The organism is Streptomyces sp. CG4, from assembly GCF_041080655.1.
Classification (GTDB): Bacteria; Actinomycetota; Actinomycetes; order Streptomycetales; family Streptomycetaceae; genus Streptomyces.
On sequence record NZ_CP163525.1, the window covers coordinates 1,022,847 to 1,039,779 of the forward strand.

At 73.8% G+C, this 16,933-nt stretch carries 11 protein-coding genes; 7 read left to right on the plus strand and 4 right to left on the minus strand.

What is annotated here, in order from left to right:
- Positions 1–33: 33 nt before the first annotated feature.
- Entirely contained in the window at positions 34–1,698 is a 1,665-nt protein-coding gene (gene ctaD, locus AB5L52_RS04770) for a cytochrome c oxidase subunit I (protein ID WP_351573269.1), read from the plus strand.
- Positions 1,695–2,078: a cytochrome c oxidase subunit 4 gene (locus tag AB5L52_RS04775; protein ID WP_351034275.1), complete on the plus strand. Its 384-nt coding sequence runs from the start codon at positions 1,695–1,697 to the stop codon at positions 2,076–2,078. Before ctaD ends, AB5L52_RS04775 begins: the two co-directional genes overlap by 4 nt.
- On the opposite strand, the gene AB5L52_RS04780 is transcribed toward AB5L52_RS04775, so the two are convergent.
- The 3 genes from AB5L52_RS04780 to AB5L52_RS04790 all read right to left on the minus strand — a co-directional run bounded on the left by AB5L52_RS04780 (position 2,014) and on the right by AB5L52_RS04790 (position 6,747).
- Positions 2,014–3,507, minus strand: coding sequence for a cytochrome bc complex cytochrome b subunit (locus tag AB5L52_RS04780; RefSeq protein ID WP_369362735.1), 1,494 nt, complete (start codon positions 3,505–3,507; stop codon positions 2,014–2,016). The genes AB5L52_RS04775 and AB5L52_RS04780 overlap by 65 nt on opposite strands.
- Positions 3,504–3,779 carry a hypothetical protein gene (locus AB5L52_RS04785; protein ID WP_351034280.1) on the minus strand — a complete coding sequence of 92 codons (276 nt, stop codon included), beginning with the start codon at positions 3,777–3,779 and terminating at the stop codon, positions 3,504–3,506. Before AB5L52_RS04785 ends, AB5L52_RS04780 begins: the two co-directional genes overlap by 4 nt.
- A 505-nt stretch (positions 3,780–4,284) precedes the next feature.
- On the minus strand, positions 4,285–6,747 hold the full coding sequence (locus tag AB5L52_RS04790; protein WP_369362736.1) for a SpoIIE family protein phosphatase: 2,463 nt from the start codon (positions 6,745–6,747) through the stop codon (positions 4,285–4,287).
- A 194-nt stretch (positions 6,748–6,941) separates the two neighbouring features.
- On the opposite strand from AB5L52_RS04790, the gene lanKC reads away from it, so the two are divergent.
- From lanKC to AB5L52_RS04810, 4 genes are all read left to right on the plus strand, one after another.
- Positions 6,942–9,689 (plus strand): class III lanthionine synthetase LanKC, encoded by a 2,748-nt coding sequence (lanKC, locus tag AB5L52_RS04795; protein WP_369362737.1) that lies wholly within the window; start codon positions 6,942–6,944, stop codon positions 9,687–9,689.
- 50 nt (positions 9,690–9,739) lie between these two features.
- Positions 9,740–9,853, plus strand: coding sequence for a SapB/AmfS family lanthipeptide (locus tag AB5L52_RS04800; protein ID WP_076082597.1), 114 nt, complete (start codon positions 9,740–9,742; stop codon positions 9,851–9,853).
- A 145-nt stretch (positions 9,854–9,998) separates the two neighbouring features.
- On the plus strand, positions 9,999–11,777 hold the full coding sequence (locus AB5L52_RS04805) for an ATP-binding cassette domain-containing protein (protein ID WP_369368810.1): 1,779 nt from the start codon (positions 9,999–10,001) through the stop codon (positions 11,775–11,777).
- Complete coding sequence (locus tag AB5L52_RS04810; protein ID WP_369362738.1) at positions 11,777–13,573, plus strand: ATP-binding cassette domain-containing protein; 1,797 nt, start codon at positions 11,777–11,779, stop codon at positions 13,571–13,573. Before AB5L52_RS04805 ends, AB5L52_RS04810 begins: the two co-directional genes overlap by 1 nt.
- 24 nt (positions 13,574–13,597) lie before the next feature.
- On the opposite strand, the gene AB5L52_RS04815 is transcribed toward AB5L52_RS04810, so the two are convergent.
- Complete coding sequence (locus tag AB5L52_RS04815) at positions 13,598–14,206, minus strand: response regulator transcription factor (RefSeq protein WP_351030419.1); 609 nt, start codon at positions 14,204–14,206, stop codon at positions 13,598–13,600.
- 411 nt (positions 14,207–14,617) lie between these two features.
- Here AB5L52_RS04815 and AB5L52_RS04820 point away from each other — a divergent pair, with 411 nt between their 5' ends.
- Entirely contained in the window at positions 14,618–16,753 is a 2,136-nt protein-coding gene (locus tag AB5L52_RS04820; protein WP_351030269.1) for a SpoIIE family protein phosphatase, read from the plus strand.
- The last annotated feature ends 180 nt before the right edge of the window (positions 16,754–16,933 follow it).

Here is a 16,933-nt window from a genome sequence, read left to right on the forward strand (position 1 = left end):
GTAGCGTCACGCGGGATGACGGAACTATCAGAAATGTCGGACATCGTCGAGGTCGTCGCGCGGTACACGGCGCCCGCCCCGCGTCCCGGCCGGACCCTCCTGCGCCGGCTCTCCACCGCCGACCACAAGGTGATCGGCCGGCTCTACATGGTCACGGCGTTCTGCTTCTTCCTGTTCGCCGGGCTGCTCGCCCTCGCCATGCGCGCGGAACTGGCGCGGCCGGGTCTGCAGTTCCTGAACGAGCACGGCTACGGCGAGTTCTTCACGATCCACGGCACGGTCATGATGCTGCTGTTCGCGACGCCGATGTTCGCCGGGTTCGCCAACGCCGTGATGCCGCTTCAGATCGGCGCGCCCGACCTGGCCTTCCCGCGGCTGAACGCGCTGTCGTACTGGATGTACCTGTTCGGCGGGCTGATGGTGGTCTCCGGATTTCTGGTGCCCGGCGGGGCGGCGGCCTTCGGCTGGTTCGCCTACGCGCCCCTGAACAGCGCCTACTTCTCCCCCGGCGCGGGCGGCGACCTGTGGGCGATGGGGCTGGTGGTGTCGGGTGTGTCGACGACGTTGACCGCCGTGAACTTCATCGCCACCGTCCTGTGCCTGCGCGCGCCCGGCATGACGATGTTCCGGATGCCGATCTTCACCTGGAACGTGCTGTTCACCTCGATCCTCATCCTGCCCGCGTTCCCGGTGTTCGCGGCGGCGCTGCTGGTGCTGGAGGCGGACCGGAAGTTCGGGGCGCACGTCTTCGACGCGGCGAACGGGGGCGCGCTGCTGTGGCAGCACCTGTTCTGGTTCTTCGGGCATCCGGAGGTCTACATCGTGGCGCTGCCGTTCTTCGGGATCATCTCGGAGATCCTGCCGGTGTTCTCCCGCAAGCCGCTGTTCGGCTATCTGCCGATGATCGGGGCCACGATCGCGATCACCATGCTGTCGGCGGTGGTGTGGGCGCACCACATGTTCGCGACGGGCGCGGTGCTGCTGCCGTTCTTCTCCATCATGTCGTTCCTGATCGCGGTGCCCACGGGCATCAAATTCTTCGCGTGGATCGGCACCATGGTCCACGGGTCCGTCTCGTTCGAGACGCCGATGCTGTGGTCGCTGGGCTTTCTGGTGTCCTTCCTGCTGGGCGGGCTGAGCGGGGTGCTGATCGCCTCGCCGCCGCTGGACTTCCATCTGACCGACACCTACTTCATCGTGGCGCATCTGCACTATGTGCTGTTCGGCACGGTGGTGTTCGCGATGTTCGCCGGGTTCTACTTCTGGTGGCCGAAGTTCACCGGGAAGATGCTGGACGAGCGGCTCGGCAAGCTGCACTTCTGGCTGCTGTTCCCGGCGTTCCAGCTGACCTTCCTGGTGCAGCACTGGCTCGGTGAGGCGGGCATGCCGCGCCGGTACGCGGACTATCTGCCCAGCGACGGCTTCACTCTCCTCAACACCCTGTCGTCGGCGGGCGCGTTCCTGCTGGGCGTCTCCACCCTGCCGTTCCTCTACAACGTGTGGCGCACCACCGCCAAGGGCGAGCAGGTCACCGTGGACGACCCGTGGGGGTGGGGGCGTGGCCTGGAGTGGGCGACGTCCTGTCCGCCGCCGCGGCACAACTTCCTGGCGCTGCCCCGGGTGCGCTCGGAGTCGCCCGCCTTCGACCTGCACCATCCGGAGGTCGTGGGCGGGGCCGAGGCGGAGGGCATCCGGTGAGGGCCGAGGCGATGCTGTTCGGCGGGGTCGCGCTGTTCTTCGGCGGGTCGGCGGCCTTGTACGGGGTGTGGTCGGGAGACGAGACGGGCACGGTCGCGCTGGTCGTCGCGTGCGGCATGGCCGCACTGGTCGCGTTCTTCTGCCTGATCCAGTACCGGCGCCGGGGGACGCGGGCGCAGGACCGCACCGACGCGGAAGTGGCGGACGGGGCCGGACCGGTGGCGTTCTTCCCCGACGAGAGCCTGTGGCCGATTCTCACCGCGCTCGGTTTCGCGGTGACGGCGACCGGGGTGGTCTTCGGGCTGTGGCTGTTCCTCATCGGTCTGGGCGTTCTGGCGCGCGGGGTGTACGGGATGGTGTTCCAGTACGCGCACCGGTGAGCGGTCTGCGCGGGGCGCCGGGCCGGAACGCCCTGACGGGCGCGTGGTCGCTCTCGTAGCCGCCGGTGACGCTCTGCCGGATCTCGCCGGTGGGCACGCCCGCTGCCAGCCGCTCGCTCTCGGCCGCCGTGAGGGCCCGGCACAGCCACCGGGTCACCAGGAAGGCGAGGACCGGTGCCGCGATCAGGGCGATGCGCAGTACCCAGGTGAGGCCGTTGACGGAGATACGGAAGGTCTGGGCGATGACGTCGTTGCCGCCGGCCAGCAGCAGTACGCCGTAGAACACGGTGCCCGCCACGCCGAGCCCGGTGCGGACGGGCCGCTCGCGCGGGCGGTCGCACAGGTGCCGCTCGGTCCGCCACTCGCCGGTCAGCCGTTGCTCCACGAAGGGGTAGGCGTAGAGCACGGCGAACAGCAGGCCCGGCAGGACGATCGCCGGGAGCAGCACGTTCCACATCAGGGTGTGGCCCGCGATGTTCGTCTCCCACGGCGGGACCAGCCGCAGCGCGCCCTCCAGGAAGCCGACGTACCAGTCGGGCTGGGAGCCGGTGGAGTCCTGGTCGGGGCGGTAGGGGCCGTAGTTCCAGACGGGGTTGACCTGGGCGAGGCCGGAGAGGAGCACCAGGAGGCCGGTGGCGGCGACGGCCAGGCCGCCGGAGGAGGCGGTGAACTGCGGGAAGAACGGCTTGCCCACGGCGTTGCGCTGCGTGCGGGCCGGGCCGCGCCACTGGGTGTGCTTGAGATGCACCACCAGGATCAGGTGTACGGCGACCAGGGCGACGAGGGCACCGGGAAGCAGCAGGACGTGCACCGGGTACAGGCGGGTGACGATGTCGTGGGCCGGGTACTGGCCGCCGAACACGAAGAAGGCCACGTACGTGCCCACGACCGGGATCGACAGCATGATGCCCTCTGCGATGCGCAGCCCGGTCCCGGAGAGCAGGTCGTCGGGGAGCGAGTAGCCGGCGAAGCCCTCGGCCAGCGAGACCACGAACAGGGTGAGCCCGACGGCCCAGTTCAGTTCGCGAGGTCGGCGAAACGCGCCGGTGAAGAAGATCCGCAGCATGTGCACGCCGATCGCGGCGACGAAGACCAGCGCGGCCCAGTGGTGGGTCTGCCGCATCAGCAGTCCGCCGCGCACGTCGAAGCTGATGTGCAGGGTGGAGTCGAAGGCGGCCGACATGCGCACTCCGCGCAGCGGCGCGTAGGGGCCCGTGTACACGACCTCGCGCGTCTCCGGCTGGAAGAAGAGGGTCAGCCAGACCCCGGTCAGGATCAGCACCAGCAGGCTGTACAAGGCGAGTTCGCCGAGCAGGAAGGACCAGTGGTCGGGGAAGGCCTTGCGCAGCAGCGGGCCGCCGTCCAGCACGGGCAGCCGGGCGTCGGCGGCGTCCACCAGCCGCTCGGTGCGGCGGCCGACCCGGCTCATGCGTCCTCGGGCTCCGCCGCCGCCCGGGCCACCTCGGCCTCGACCTCGGGGCGTGCCCGGCCGGTCGCCTTCGCGTACTCGCTCACCGCGGTCTGCACGTCCCGGGCCAGGTCCCGCCAGGCGCGCAGCGCGGTCTCGTAGGTGCCGGACTGGGCGCCGGTCATGCTCCGCTCGGCCGGCGGGCCGTACGCGTCCCGCAGCTCCTCGACCGTGGCATGGGCCGCGTCGGCCGCGCGCTGTTTCTGCACGAGCTCTTCGAAGGTGTGTGGCACACCGATCGACCCTAGGCACCGCTGCCCGGAGCACCTCTCCAACCTGCCGGAACGCACCTGTGATCGCACCCGTGTGGCCGTCAGCCGAGGCCTACGAAGCCGACACCTACGGAGCCGACGACGGAGGCCGGCCGCCGGGGCCGAGGCCGACCCGACCGGGGCGGCGGGCACGGGGCCGACCGGGCCGACCCGAGGCTGCCGGCCGCCGGGCACGGGGCCCGCCGTGGGACCCAGCCGCCCCGCACGAGACCCACCGCAGAACCCAGCCGCCACATACCGGAGCCCACAGCATCGGTGAGCCGTAGAGGTCCGGGACCGACCGCCGGCATCGGCCCGCCGGTCACGAAGCCGACTGCAGCGCTCAGTCCTCGGGAGCCAAGACCGACCCGCCCGGGTCAGCCACCGGAGTCAACCGCCACCCACGACGCCGACCACCACCCACAACCCTCAGAAACCGAAACCCACCGCCGGAGTCAACCGCCACCCACGGCCCCGACTGCCGCCGTCAGCCCTCGAGTGCGAGGTCCGCCCATACCTGTTTGCCGCCGCTGACCGGGAGCGTGCCCCAGGCCGCGGACACGGCCTCCACCAGGAGGATGCCGCGGCCGCCGGTGGCCTCCCAGCCGATGCTGGTGGGCTTGACGGGGCTGCGCGGGGAGGAGTCGGCGACCGCGAGCCGCAGCCGGTGGTTGACCAGGCTCATGTCGAGGCGGACCTGACCGTCGGTGTGCACGAGGGCGTTGGTGACGAGTTCGGAGACGACCAGCAGGGCCGCGTCCATGGTGTCCGGCGAGACGCCCCAGGTGCGCAGGGTGCGCCGGGTGAAGCGGCGGGCGTGCCGGACCGCCTCCGGTACCCGCCACACGGTCCAGCTCTCGCGCAGCGGGCGTACCGCCATGCCGTCGTAGCGCATCAGCAGCAGGGCCACGTCGTCGCCGCGGAGGGCGCCGGTGAGCAGCGCGTCGGCGACGAGCCCGAGGTGCGCCGGGTCGCCGGCGGCCAGCCGGGCGGCGAACCGGTCCATGCCGACGTCGATGTCGGCGCCCGGCGACTCCACCAGCCCGTCGGTGGTCAGCGCGAGCACCGCGCCGGGCTGCAGCCGCAGCGGGGTCATCGGGAAATCGGCCTGGCCGAGCACCCCGAGCGGCGGGCCGCCCTCGGCGCGGACGATCTCGGCGGTGCCGTCCGGGTGCCGCAGCACGGGCTGCAGATGTCCGGCGCGCACGCACCAGGCGGTGCCCTCCTCCATGTCGACGTCGACATAGGCGCAGGTGGCGAACAGGTCGGTCTCCATCTCCAGCAGCAGCCGGTTGGCGTGGGCGACGACCACGTCCGGCGGGTGGCCCTCGGTGGCGTAGGCGCGCAGCGCGGTACGCATCTGGCCCATCAGGGTGGCGGCGCCCGCGTTGTGGCCCTGTACGTCGCCGATGACGAGGGCGACGTGATGGTCGGCGAGCGGGATCACGTCGTACCAGTCGCCGCCGACCTCCAGACCGGCCGTGGTCGGCAGGTACCGGGCGACGGCGATCCCGCCCGGCAGCCGGGGCAGGCGGCGTGGCAGCAGGGTGCGCTGGAGCATGCCGACGAGTTCGTGCTCGGCGTCGAAGGCGTGGGCGCGCAGCAGGGCCTGGCCGGCGAGGCCGGCGCAGGCGGTGAGCAGGGCGCGTTCGTCGGGGCCGAAGTCGTGCGGGCGGTCCCAGCCGATCAGGCAGGCGCCGGCCATGCGGCCGCCGGCGGGCAGCGGCAGCACGGCGAGGCCGCCGGGGCCGACCTCGGCGAGGGCGGGCTCCAGCGCGCTGCCGGCCGGCCAGATCCGGGCGCGGCCGGCGCGCAGCACGGCGGCCAGGGTCGGCATGGCACGCACCGGCGCGTCGGGCCATTCGGTGCGCCACTCGCTGCGCCACAGCTCGGGCCAGGCCTCGGGTTCGGGAGGGTCGAGGACGGTGACGACGAGCCGGTCGTTCTCCAGTTCCGCGAGTGCGATCCGGTCGGCGTGCAGCGGCCGGCGCAGCGCGGCGACGACGGCCTTGCCTACGTCCTCGACGGTGCCGGCGGTGGCGAGGGCGGCGGCCAGGCGCTGCACCCGGGCCACGTCGGTGACGTCGGAGCGCAGGGTGGAGGCGTCGGCGACGGTGCCGACGAGCCGGGCGGTGCGCCCCTCGCCGCCGGGCAGCAGCCGGCCGCGCAGCCGCAGCCACTTGGGCGGTCCCGACGGTTGGAGGACGCGGAATTCCAGCTCGCGCTCGCCGATCGACATGTGGTCGGCCTCGACGACGGACATCAGCGCGGGCAGGTCCTCGGGCACGGTGAGCGCGAGGAGGGTCTCGACCCGGCCGTCGAAGGTGTCCCGGCCGAGCCCGAACAGCCGCAGGATCTCGTCGCCGACCTCGATCCGGCCGCTGTCCATGGCCAGGCTGAAGGCGTCCGGCCGCAGCTCGCCGCCGTCCGCCGCGGGGGCGGCCGGGACGGGCGCGGCGACCGCGCGGGCGATCAGCTCCAGGCAGGCACGGTCGTCGGGGCCGAAGCCGCCGGGGTGCTCGCTGACGGCCAGCAGACAGCCGGCGCCCGCCGGGCCGAGCGGCAGGACGGCCACGGAGAAGTCCGGGGACTGGATGCGCCGCGCCTCGGGGCAGCCGGCCAGTTCCTCGGGACCGAGCCGGCGCGGGCGCCCGGTGCGGTTGACCTCGGCGACCGGGGAACCGCCGGCCGCCGGATAGCCGTCGCGGAGCCCGTACAGGGTGCGTGGCAGGCCCGCCGACTCGGCGAGGGACAGCTGGGCCGGGTCGTCGCCGGGCGTGTACACCCCGGCGAAGGACGCCCCGGCGAACACCAGCGCCTGTTCCAGGACCCGGCGGAGCCGGTCCGGCGTGGCGGGTGCCGTGGTGAGGGTGTCCAGGGCGGCTTCGGCACGCTCCGGCGCTGTACGCGTTCCGCTGATCGCAGCGCCCTCACTGACCACGTTCGCCATTACAGCGCGTACGGGCGTGCCGCGCAGCCCCTGCGAACGCTCGGATGGTCCGGCGTGTCCGGTTCGTTCGAAAGTCGCCGAACGCATCTTGACCCATGAGTTCCGCACGGTGTCCTCGTGACAGACGTGACTGTCCGCGACCTCCCGACTCCTGCGAGTGTCTTCTCCGTTCACACGAGGAGGGCGTAAGGCGCATGGACAAGCGGTACGAGGTGTACGCGCTCGCCGACGGGCACTTCTACGACACGCCCGACCGGCTCGCGGGGGCGGGCGGTGAGCCGGCGCCGCTGTTCGCGACGGCGCGTCGCACCGTCCCCGACGGCTGGCACGCGGCGCGCTCCGGCGACTGGCTGACACTGACCCCGGTGGACTCCGCCGGCGCGCCGCTCGACGCACCGGCGCAGGGCTGGAAGATCCACGCCTCGGCGACCGCCGCGAACGCGGAGCGGATCGCGGGCATCGTGTGGGACTACTGTGTGCCGCGCCGCATCCCCTTCAAGTTCGTGCCGGGCCCGCACCTGCTGCACCTGCGCAACGCCAAGTACGCCGGCCGCGACACGAGCGGCAAGTTCGTCACGGTGTATCCGGCGGACGAGGATCAGTTGCAGCGGACGCTGCGTGAACTGGGCGCGCTGCTGGAGGGTTTCGAGGGGCCGTACATCCTCACCGACCTGCGCTGGCACGACGGTCCGCTCTATGTCCGCTACGGCGCCTTCGCCCGCCGGTACGTCGTGGACGAGCGGGGCTCGCTGGTCCTCGCCGTCGCCGACGGCGCGGGCGGGCTGGTGCCGGACCGGCGGGCGCCGTCCTTCCAGGTGCCCGAGTGGGTGACGCTGCCCGCGTTCCTGCGGCCGCATCTGGAGGCGCGCAACACCACGACGGTCGGCGAGCTGCCGTACCGCATCGAGAAGGCGCTGCACTTCTCCAACGGCGGCGGTGTGTACGCCGGCACCGACACGCCTAGCGGACGCCGGGTGGTGCTCAAGGAGGCCCGGCCGCACGCGGGGCTCGCCGCCGACGGCGCGGACGCGGTGGCCCGGCTGGAGCGGGAGAAGGCGGCGCTGGAACGGGTCGCCGGGACCGGTGTGGTGCCCGAGGTACGGGACTGGTTCACGCTCGGCGAGCACCGGTTCCTGGTCATGGACCACCTGGCGGGCCGTCCGCTCAATTCCTTCTTCGCCGAACGGCATCCACTGCTCACGCCCGATCCCGACCCGGCCCGGATCGCCGCGTACACGGCGTGGGCGCTGCGGATCCACGCGGCGGTGGAGCGGGCGGTGGCGGCGGTGCACGAGCGCGGGCTGGTCTTCAACGACCTGCATGTCTTCAACATCATGGTGGCCGAGGACGAACAGTCGGTGTTTCTCATCGACTTCGAGGCCGCCGCCCCAGCCGCGGAGAACGCCCGGCAGACCGTCGCCCACCCCGGCTTCTTCGCCCCGCCGGACCGGCGCGGCACCGATGTCGACCGCTATGCGCTGGCCTGTCTGCGGCTCGCCCTGTTCCTGCCGGTGACCACGCTGTTCGTGGTGGACCGCGGCAAGGCGGCGCATCTCGCCGAGGTGATCGCCGAGCAGTTCCCGGACGTGCCGCGTGCCTTCCTGGACGAGGCGGTCGCGGAGATCACCCGGGACGTCGCGGGCGGGCGGCGCAGCCGGCCCGCCCCGCCGGTGGTACCCGGCGACTGGCCCTACAGCCGGGACTCGATGGTGAAGGCGATCCTCGCCTGCGCCACCCCGGAACGCGACGACCGGCTCTTCCCCGGTGACATCGCCCAGTTCGCGGACGGCGGCGGCCTCGGCATCGCGCACGGCGCGGCCGGGGTGCTGTACGCGCTCCAGGCGTCCGGGGCCGGCCGCTACGACGAGGGCGAGCGCTGGCTGCTCGACCGTACCGCCCCGCCGCCGCCCGGCACCCCGCTCGGCCTGTACGACGGCCTCGCGGGCGTCGCCCTGGTCCTCGACCAACTCGGCCACCGGCAGCGGGCGTTGGACCTGATCGACGGCATCCTGCGGGAGAACTGGCACGCGCTCGCCTCCGACCTGCACGGCGGACTCGCCGGGCTGGGCCTGGTCCTGGCCCGGCTCGCGGACACGACCGGTGAACCGGCCCTGCGGCAACACGCCGCCGAGGCCGCCGACATCCTCGTACGGCGACTCGCCGAACCGGTCCCGGACACCCCGAACCGGCGCGCCGGACTGCTGCGCGGCGCGAGCGGCCCCGCGCTGTTCCTCCTGCGGCGGTACGAGCAGACCGCTGACAGCCGCTTTCTGACGGCGGCGGGCGAGGCGCTCCGCCGTGACCTGGACCGCTGCGTCACCCAGAAGGCGGGTGGCGGCCTGGAGGTGGACGAGGGCTGGCGGACGCTGCCCTACCTCGGCGACGGGAGCGCGGGGATCGGGCTGGTCCTCGACGACTATCTGGCGCACACCGACAGCGGTACTCCGGCGCACGGGGGTGGCGACGCTCCGACCCACCGGGGCAGCGATTCTCCGATCCACCGGGGCAGCGATTCCCCGACGCAGCGGGACAGCGACGCGGCGGCACGCGGAGGCAGCGGCTCGGCGGCGCGGGCGGACCGCGTGACGTTCGAGCGCGCCCGGGCCGGCATCCTGACCGCCGCCACTTCCCGCTTCTACGCCCAGCCCGGCCTCTTCCAGGGCCGCGCCGGAATGATCCTGCACCTCGCCCGCTCCGCCGCCCCGGGCGCCACACAGGAGCGGCTGGAGCAGCAGATCGCGGGGCTCGGCTGGTTCGCGATGGACTATCAGGGCCAACTGGCCTTCCCCGGGCACCAGATGATGCGGCTCTCCATGGACCTCGCCACGGGCACGGCGGGCTGTCTGCTCGCGCTCGCCGCGGCCCGCGACGGCGCCGACACCGCGCACCTGCCCTTCCTCCCGCCGCCACCGGCGGCCCCCACCCGCGGCTCCGCACTCTGACGGAGTCGTGACACAACCCCGTCCCCGAACCAAGGGAAAGGACAACGACCATGGCACTTCTCGACCTGCAGACCCTCGAGTCCGAGACCGACGCACACGACGGCGCAAGCACCGTGAGCCTGCTCTCCTGCGTCTCCGCGGCGAGCGTTCTGCTCTGTCTCTGACCGGGCCGGTGAGTCCACGGCTCCGGACGGCACCCTCCCCGGTGGGAGAGGCCGTCCGGAGCCTTCCCGTTCCCGTTCGACCCGAGCGAGGCCCCAGCCGATGAACTCCCGCCCCGACAGCGCCACTTCGGCGTCCGGCCGTGAGATGTCGCGCGCGGTGCTGCGTCAGGGCGGCGCCCGCTGTGCCGCGCTGTGCGCCGTGAGTACGACCGCCACGGCGGCCGGCCTCGTCCTGCCCGCCCTGCTCGGCCACACCCTGGACCTGCTGCTGGCCCACGCCCCGGCCGCCCGCTGGGTCGCCGGCTGTGCCGGCCTCGTCCTGCTGCTGGCCCTGCTGGACGGCTGCGCGGGCGTGCTCACCGGCACCTGTGACGCCGAGGCGACCGCATGGCTGCGCCGGCGGCTGACCGGGCACGTCCTGGCGCTGGGCCCGCGGGCGACGGCCCGGTTCGGTGCCGGGGACCTGGTGGCGCGGCTGGTCGGCAACGCGACACAGGCCGGGACGGCGCCGGGCGCGCTGGCCGCGCTGCTCGCCGCGTTCGCCGGGCCCGTCGGGGGTGTGGTGGCGCTCGGTCTCATCGACCCCTGCCTGGCGGCCGTGTTCCTCGCCGGAGCGCCGGTGCTGGCCCTGCTGCTGCGCGCCTTCGCCCGGGACACGACGGCGTGCGTGGCCGACTACCAACGGGCGCAGGGCCGGATCGCCCGCGCACTGGCGGAGGCGGTCGGCGGGTCCCGTACGATCCGGGCCGCGGGCGCCGAGGACCGCGAGACCGCCCGGATCCTTGCGCCGCTGCCCGAACTGTCGCGCGCCGGGCACCGCATGTGGCGGGTGCAGGGCAGGGCCGCCGCACAGGCGGTCACCGTGGCACCGCTGCTGAACCTGGGCGTGCTGGCGGTGGCCGGACTGCTGCTGGCCCGGCACCGTCTGTCGGTGGGCGAGGTGCTGGCCGCTTCCCGGTACGCGGTGCTCGCCACGGGCGTCGGTGCGCTCGTCGGCCGGCTGGCCGCGCTCGGCCGGGCCCGTGCGGCGACCGGCCGGCTCGCCGAGGTGCTGGCCGAACCCGCACCCGAACACGGCAACGGCCAACTTCCCTCTGGAAGCGGCCGGTTGGAGCTACGTTCGGTCACGGCGCTCCGCGGCGGACGGACCGTCCTTGACGGCGTCGACCTGACGATCCCGGGCGGCACCACCCTGGCGGTCGTCGGCCGCTCCGGCGCCGGCAAGTCCCTGCTCGCACAGATCGCCGGCCGGCTCGCCGACCCCGACGCGGGCGAGGTCCTCCTCGACGGCGCCCGCCTGCGCGACCTCACCCACGGCGAACTGCGCCGCGCCGTCGCCTACGCCTTCGAGCGCCCCGCCCTGCCGGGCACGACCGTCGAGGACACCATCGCCTTCGGGTGCACGCCCGCCACCCCGGCCGCCGTCCGCGCCGCCGCCCGGCGCGCCCACGCCGACGACTTCGTACGCCGTCTCCCCGACGGCTACGCCACCCGAACCGCCGACGCGCCCCGCTCCGGTGGCGAGTCCCAACGCCTGGGCCTCGCCCGCGCCTTCGCACAGGGCGGCCGACTGCTGATCCTCGACGACGCCCTGTCCAGCCTCGACACGGTCACGGAACACCGGATCACCGAGACCTTGCTGACCGCCGACCCGGACCGCACCCGGCTGCTGATCGCCCACCGTGCGACGACCGCGGCCCGCGCCGACCGCGTCGCCTGGCTGGACGCCGGCCGGGTCAGAGCGGTCGGCACACACCGGGAACTGTGGCGGGAGGCGGAGTACCGGGCCGTGTTCGGGGGCGAGGGCGAAGTCAGGGACGTGAGCGAGGTCGGGAGCGGGAGCGAGGTCGGGAGCGGGAGCGAGGTCGGGAGCGGGAGCGAGGTCGGGAGCGGGAGCGAGGTCGGGACGGAGGTGCGGGGGTGATGGCGATGCCGGCGCGGGACCGGGACGGAGGCGCGGGGCTGACGGCGGCGCTGATGCGGCGGCGGGCAAGGGGCTTTCTGCGGGCGCGCCGGCGGGTGCTGGTGCGGCTCGGCGCCTGGTCCGTACTGGAGGCGGGACAGACCTTCGTCGTCGGATATGCCCTCGCGCGGGCCCTGGACGCCGGGTTCCTGGCCGGAAACGCGCGGACGGGTCTGCTGTGGCTGGGGGCCGCGGGGCTCGCGGTGTGTGCGGGGGCGTACGGGACCGGGCGGGTGTACGGCGTGGTCGCGGCGCTGGTCGAACCGGCCCGGGACCGCCTGGTGGCGGGGGTGGTCGCGCGCGGGGTGCGGGAGGCGGACGCGGGTGCGCTGTCCGGGCTCACCCAGCAGGTGGAGATCGCCCGGGACACGCTCGCCGGGGTCGTGATGGTGACCCGTTCGTTCCTGTTCACGGCGGTCGGCGCCCTGATCGGCCTGTGTTCGTTGGCCCCGCTGCTGCTCGCGGTCGTCCTGCCTCCGCTGCTCGCCGGGGTGGCCCTGTTCGCCGCGACGCTCAAGCCGCTGGCCCGCCGGCAGGAGGCGTACCTCGCCGCCGACGAGGCACTGGCCCAGGAACTGGGCGAAGCGCTCCCGGGGTTGCGGGACATCACCGCGTCCGGCGCCGAGAAGCACGTAGCCGACGCCATCGGCCGACGCACCGACGCAGAACTACGGACCGCCCGCGCCCTGGCTCGTTGGAGCGCGACCCGCGTGGCCGCCCTGGCCGTAGGCGGCGAACTCCCGGCGATCCTGCTCCTGCTCACCGCCCCCTGGCTGCTCGCCCACGACGTCACCCCGGGCGCCCTCGTCGGCGCCCTCGCCTACGTCACCCAGTCCCTGCTCCCGGCCCTGAACAACCTCATCCACGGCCTGGGCACGAGCGGCTCCCGCCTGACGGTGGTCCTCGGCCGACTGACCGTCCAACGGCCCCGGGGGCACGGGGCCGAGTCCGAGGTGCGGCTACCGCCGTGTGAGCGCGATCAGCCACACCGGCCGGACACCCGCCGTACGACCGCACTGCCCCCTTCCTCCTGCGCGCACAACGCACTCTCCATCACCTCCCTCACCTTCGCCTACGGCCCCACCAGCGAACCCGTCCTCCACAACCTCGACCTCACCCTCCCCGCAGGCGCCCATCTGGCCGTCGTAGGCCCCAGCGGCATCGGAAAGTCCACGCTCACCAGCCTCATCACCGGCCTGCTCACCCCGCAGCAAGGCACCATCCGCATCCACGACCGCCCCAGCCCCGCGCCGCAGGCCACCGTGCTCATCCCGCAAGAGGCCTACGTCCATACCGGCACCCTGGCCGAGAACCTCACCCTCTTCCGCGACGACCCCGTACCGGAGCCCGAGCTGCTGGCAGCCGCCGACGCGGTCGGTCTCACCCCCCTGCTGAAAAGGCTGGGCGGCCCCAGCGCCCCGGTCGATCCGGCGGAGCTCTCCGCGGGGGAGCGGCAGTTGATCGCCCTGGCCCGTGCCTACCTCTCCCCCGCCCCGCTGGCCCTGCTGGACGAGGCAACCTGTCATCTCGATCCGGAGGCGGAGGCGCGTGCGGAGCGGGCCTTCGCGGCACGTCCGGGCGGCACGCTGATCGTCGTCGCGCACCGGATCAGTTCCGCCCGCCGCGCCGACCGGATCCTGGTCATGGACGGCGCGCGCACCACCTGCGGCACCCACGACGAGCTGCTGCGCGCCTCGCCCCTGTACCGGGACCTGGCGGGCCGCTGGACACCCCGCCCGGCACCGCTGCCCCGCTAGTCACACTTCCTCAACCCTGCTCCCTCACACCCACCCCTCACCGCGCGATATCCGAATCGCGTCGACGCGGTTCCGCGCGCCGGTCTTGCGGGTGATCGACGCCATGTAGTTGCGGACGGTGCCGTAGGACAGGTGCAGGCTGCCGGCGATCTCCGCGATGGACGCGCCCGCGGCGGCCAGCGACAGCACGCTCAGCTCGCGTCTGGTGAGCGGCATCTGGGCCGCCTTGAGGAAGCCGAAGCCCAGCGAGTCATCGACGAAACGTTCCCGCTGGGCGACGGACCGGATGGCGCGCACCAGCCGGTCCGGTGAGCCGGCCTTGTCTACGAAGCCGAGCGCGCCCGCCTCGGCGGCCCGCTTCAGCAGGCCCGGCCGGTTCGCCTGGGCCAGCACCACGAGCGCCGGCGGCCTGCCGCCGGTGCCGGGCGGACACAGCTCGCCGAGCGGGGGCACCCCTTGGCCGTCGGCACAGTCGAGGTCCGCCGCGCACACGTCCGGACAGGACGACCGCACCCGGGCGGCGGCACCCCGCCACGGCGTGTCGTCCACATCCAGCCCCTGCTCCCCCCTCAGCCATTCCGCCAGAACCGATCGCACCAGACACGCATCGTGCACCAGCAGCACCCGGATCATGCCCCGCCCCCTCGGATGGTCGTCCCACACCCGTTCGCCGTCGTCACCCCTGCCGTCGCGGTCCACACCCTCTTCACCCCTCGCGGCCCGCCACGCCCACGGCCCTCCGCACCGCACCTGCGGCTGGGAAAGCGCGTGCCCATTCTTGAGTGCCGATACCGTCTGCGGGCGCGGAGATCCGGCCATCAGGGTGCGCGGGGGCGCACGCGAGGCGCCCGTACGCCGCCCGCGCTTCGGTTCCTCGGGCATGAGTGCGGGCGGGTGGGGTAATGGGGGCGACCCGCCGGGTGGGGCCCGGTGCCCCGGACCATGGGGCCCGGTGCCCGGACCGGGCGGCCGCTCGCCGTGCGCGGCGGGCCCCTGCGAGGGAATCTTGTCCCCAGGACGCGCGACGCGGAGGAGGTGGTCGCCGTGTCCGACGGGCCTGGGCCGGCACCGGCGGCCGACAAGGCGTCCGCCGCCCTGCCGGTGCTGTCGCTCGCACTGGTCTCGATGATGCAGGACGTGCACGCGCACTCCGGCGCGGTGTATCTGCTCAGGCCCGAGGAGCGAGTGCTGGAGATGACGGTGCACGCGGGCATGCCCCGGGCATTCGCGGCGCCGTGGGAGCGGGTCGGGCTGAGCGCGCCGATCCCGGTCGCCGACGCGGCGCGCGAACGGCGGCTCGTATGGGTGGGTGGCGAGGAGGAGATGGCCCACCGCTATCCGCGCATCGCGGTGGTGCTGCCGTACCCGTTCGCGCTGGCCGCGCTGCCCGTGGCGACGGAGCGGCAGGTGTACGGCGCGGTGTTCGTGACCTGGCCCGGCGCGCATCCGCCGGAGCTGTCCGACAGGGAGCGCGACGGTCTGTGGGCGGCCTGCGACCGGCTGGCGCTACGGCTGGAGCGGGCCGCGCGGGAGGGCCGGCCGCTCGCCCTCGACGCGTCCGAGGTGGTGGCGACCCCGGTGGCGGGCGTGTCGGACACGCTGGGCTCGGTGGAGGCGGCGCGGATGGTGTCCCGGCTGCCGTACGGGCTGGTGTCGCTGGATCTGCACGGCCGGATCGCGTTCGTCAACGCGGCCGGCGCCGAGTTGCTCGGCCGGCCCGTCGGGGACCTGCTCGGCACGCTGCCGTGGGTTTCGGTGCCCTGGCTGAACGATCCGATGTACGAGGACCGTTACCGGGGTGCGCTGCTCAGCCAGCAGGTGACGTCGTTCGTGGCGCTGCGCCCGCCGGGCGAGTGGCTGTCGTTCCGGTTGTATCCGAGCACGACCGGGCTGAGCATGCGGATCAGCCGGGCGCGGGCGGTGGCGGAGATCGCGCGCGGGGCGCCGCAGGCGGATGTGTCCCCCTCCCGGCTGGTGACGATCTCCCAGGTGCTGGGCCTCGCGGCGGCGCTGACCGAGGCGGCCGGGGTGCAGGACGTGGTGCAGCTGATCTGGGACGAGGTGGCCGCGGCGGTCGGCAGCCAGGCGATGGTGGTCCTCGGTACGCAGGGCGGACGGCTCCATGTGCTGGGGCATCGCGGGTACGATCCGCACGTCGTCGAGCGGTTCCACGGGCTGCCGCTGAGCGAGCGGACCCCGGGCACCCACGTGCTGAACAGCGGGGTACCGGCGTTCTTCGACTCCCAGGAGGAACTGGAGCGGCTCTATCCGGGCCGGCACGCGAGTCCGGACGGCTTCGCGGCCTGGGCGTATCTGCCGCTGATCGCGTCCGGGCGGCCGGTGGGAACTTGTGTGCTGGCCTACGCCGAGCCGCATGTCTTCCCGGCCGACGAGCGGGCCGTACTGACGTCCCTGGGCGGGCTGATCGCGCAGGCGCTGGAACGGGCCCAGCTCTACGACGCCAAGCACCGGCTCGCGCACGGGCTCCAGCAGGCCCTGCTGCCGCGCTCACTCGCCCCGCCGCCCGGCATCGAGGCCGCCGCCCGCTATCTGCCGGCCACCCACGGCATGGACATCGGCGGCGACTTCTACGACCTGGTGCCGAGTCTGCCGCTGACGGCGGCCGTGATCGGGGACGTCCAGGGGCACAACGTGACCGCGGCGGGCCTGATGGGGCAGATCCGCACCGGCGTGCGGGCGTACACCACGGTCGGGCAGGCGCCGCACGAGGTCATGAGCAGCACCAACCGGCTACTGATCGACCTCGGCACCGAGCTGTTCGCCAGCTGTCTGTATCTGCGGCTCGACCCGGCGCGCGGGCGGGCCGTCATGGCGCGGGCGGGGCATCCGCCGCCGCTGCTGCGGCGGCCGGACGGGCGGGTACGGGTGCTGGACCTGGCGGGCGGCCCGCTGCTCGGGATCGACGCGGCGGCGGTGTATCCGACGACCGAGGTGTCCCTCACGCCCGGATCGGTGCTCGTCCTGTACACCGACGGTCTGGTGGAGGCGCCGGGCATCGACATCGAGGACTCGCTGGTGGGGCTCGGCGGGCTGCTGTCGGAGATCGGCGACCAGCCGCTGGACGAGCTCGCCGACGAGCTCGTCCGGAACAGCGCGGCGGCCCGGGACCGGATGGACGACGTGGCGGTCCTGCTGCTGCGCGCGGCCAAGCACACCTGACCCGGCCCGGCCCTCCCGCCGGAGGGCCGGGCCACCCCGGCTGACCGGAACCGCCGGTAGGGCCGGCCGGAGCGTTCGGGTGCCCGCCGGCACCCGACGGGGCGCGGGGCTGTGTTCGGCATGCGGCTCCGCCGCACGGGCGGGACCAGCCCCGGTGTCGCCGCAGGCGAAGGACGACCT

Excerpts from the sequence above, each read along its gene's own strand:
- ctaD (WP_351573269.1), top strand. The coding sequence starts at position 34 with ATGTCGGACATCGTCGAGGTCGTCGCGCGGTACACGGCGCCCGCCCCG.
- AB5L52_RS04780 (WP_369362735.1), bottom strand. The coding sequence starts at position 3,507 with ATGAGCCGGGTCGGCCGCCGCACCGAGCGGCTGGTGGACGCCGCCGAC.
- AB5L52_RS04790 (WP_369362736.1), bottom strand. The coding sequence starts at position 6,747 with ATGGCGAACGTGGTCAGTGAGGGCGCTGCGATCAGCGGAACGCGTACA.
- lanKC (WP_369362737.1), top strand. The coding sequence starts at position 6,942 with ATGGACAAGCGGTACGAGGTGTACGCGCTCGCCGACGGGCACTTCTAC.
- AB5L52_RS04800 (WP_076082597.1), top strand. The coding sequence starts at position 9,740 with ATGGCACTTCTCGACCTGCAGACCCTCGAGTCCGAGACCGACGCACAC.
- AB5L52_RS04805 (WP_369368810.1), top strand. The coding sequence starts at position 9,999 with ATGTCGCGCGCGGTGCTGCGTCAGGGCGGCGCCCGCTGTGCCGCGCTG.
- AB5L52_RS04810 (WP_369362738.1), top strand. The coding sequence starts at position 11,777 with ATGGCGATGCCGGCGCGGGACCGGGACGGAGGCGCGGGGCTGACGGCG.
- AB5L52_RS04815 (WP_351030419.1), bottom strand. The coding sequence starts at position 14,206 with ATGATCCGGGTGCTGCTGGTGCACGATGCGTGTCTGGTGCGATCGGTT.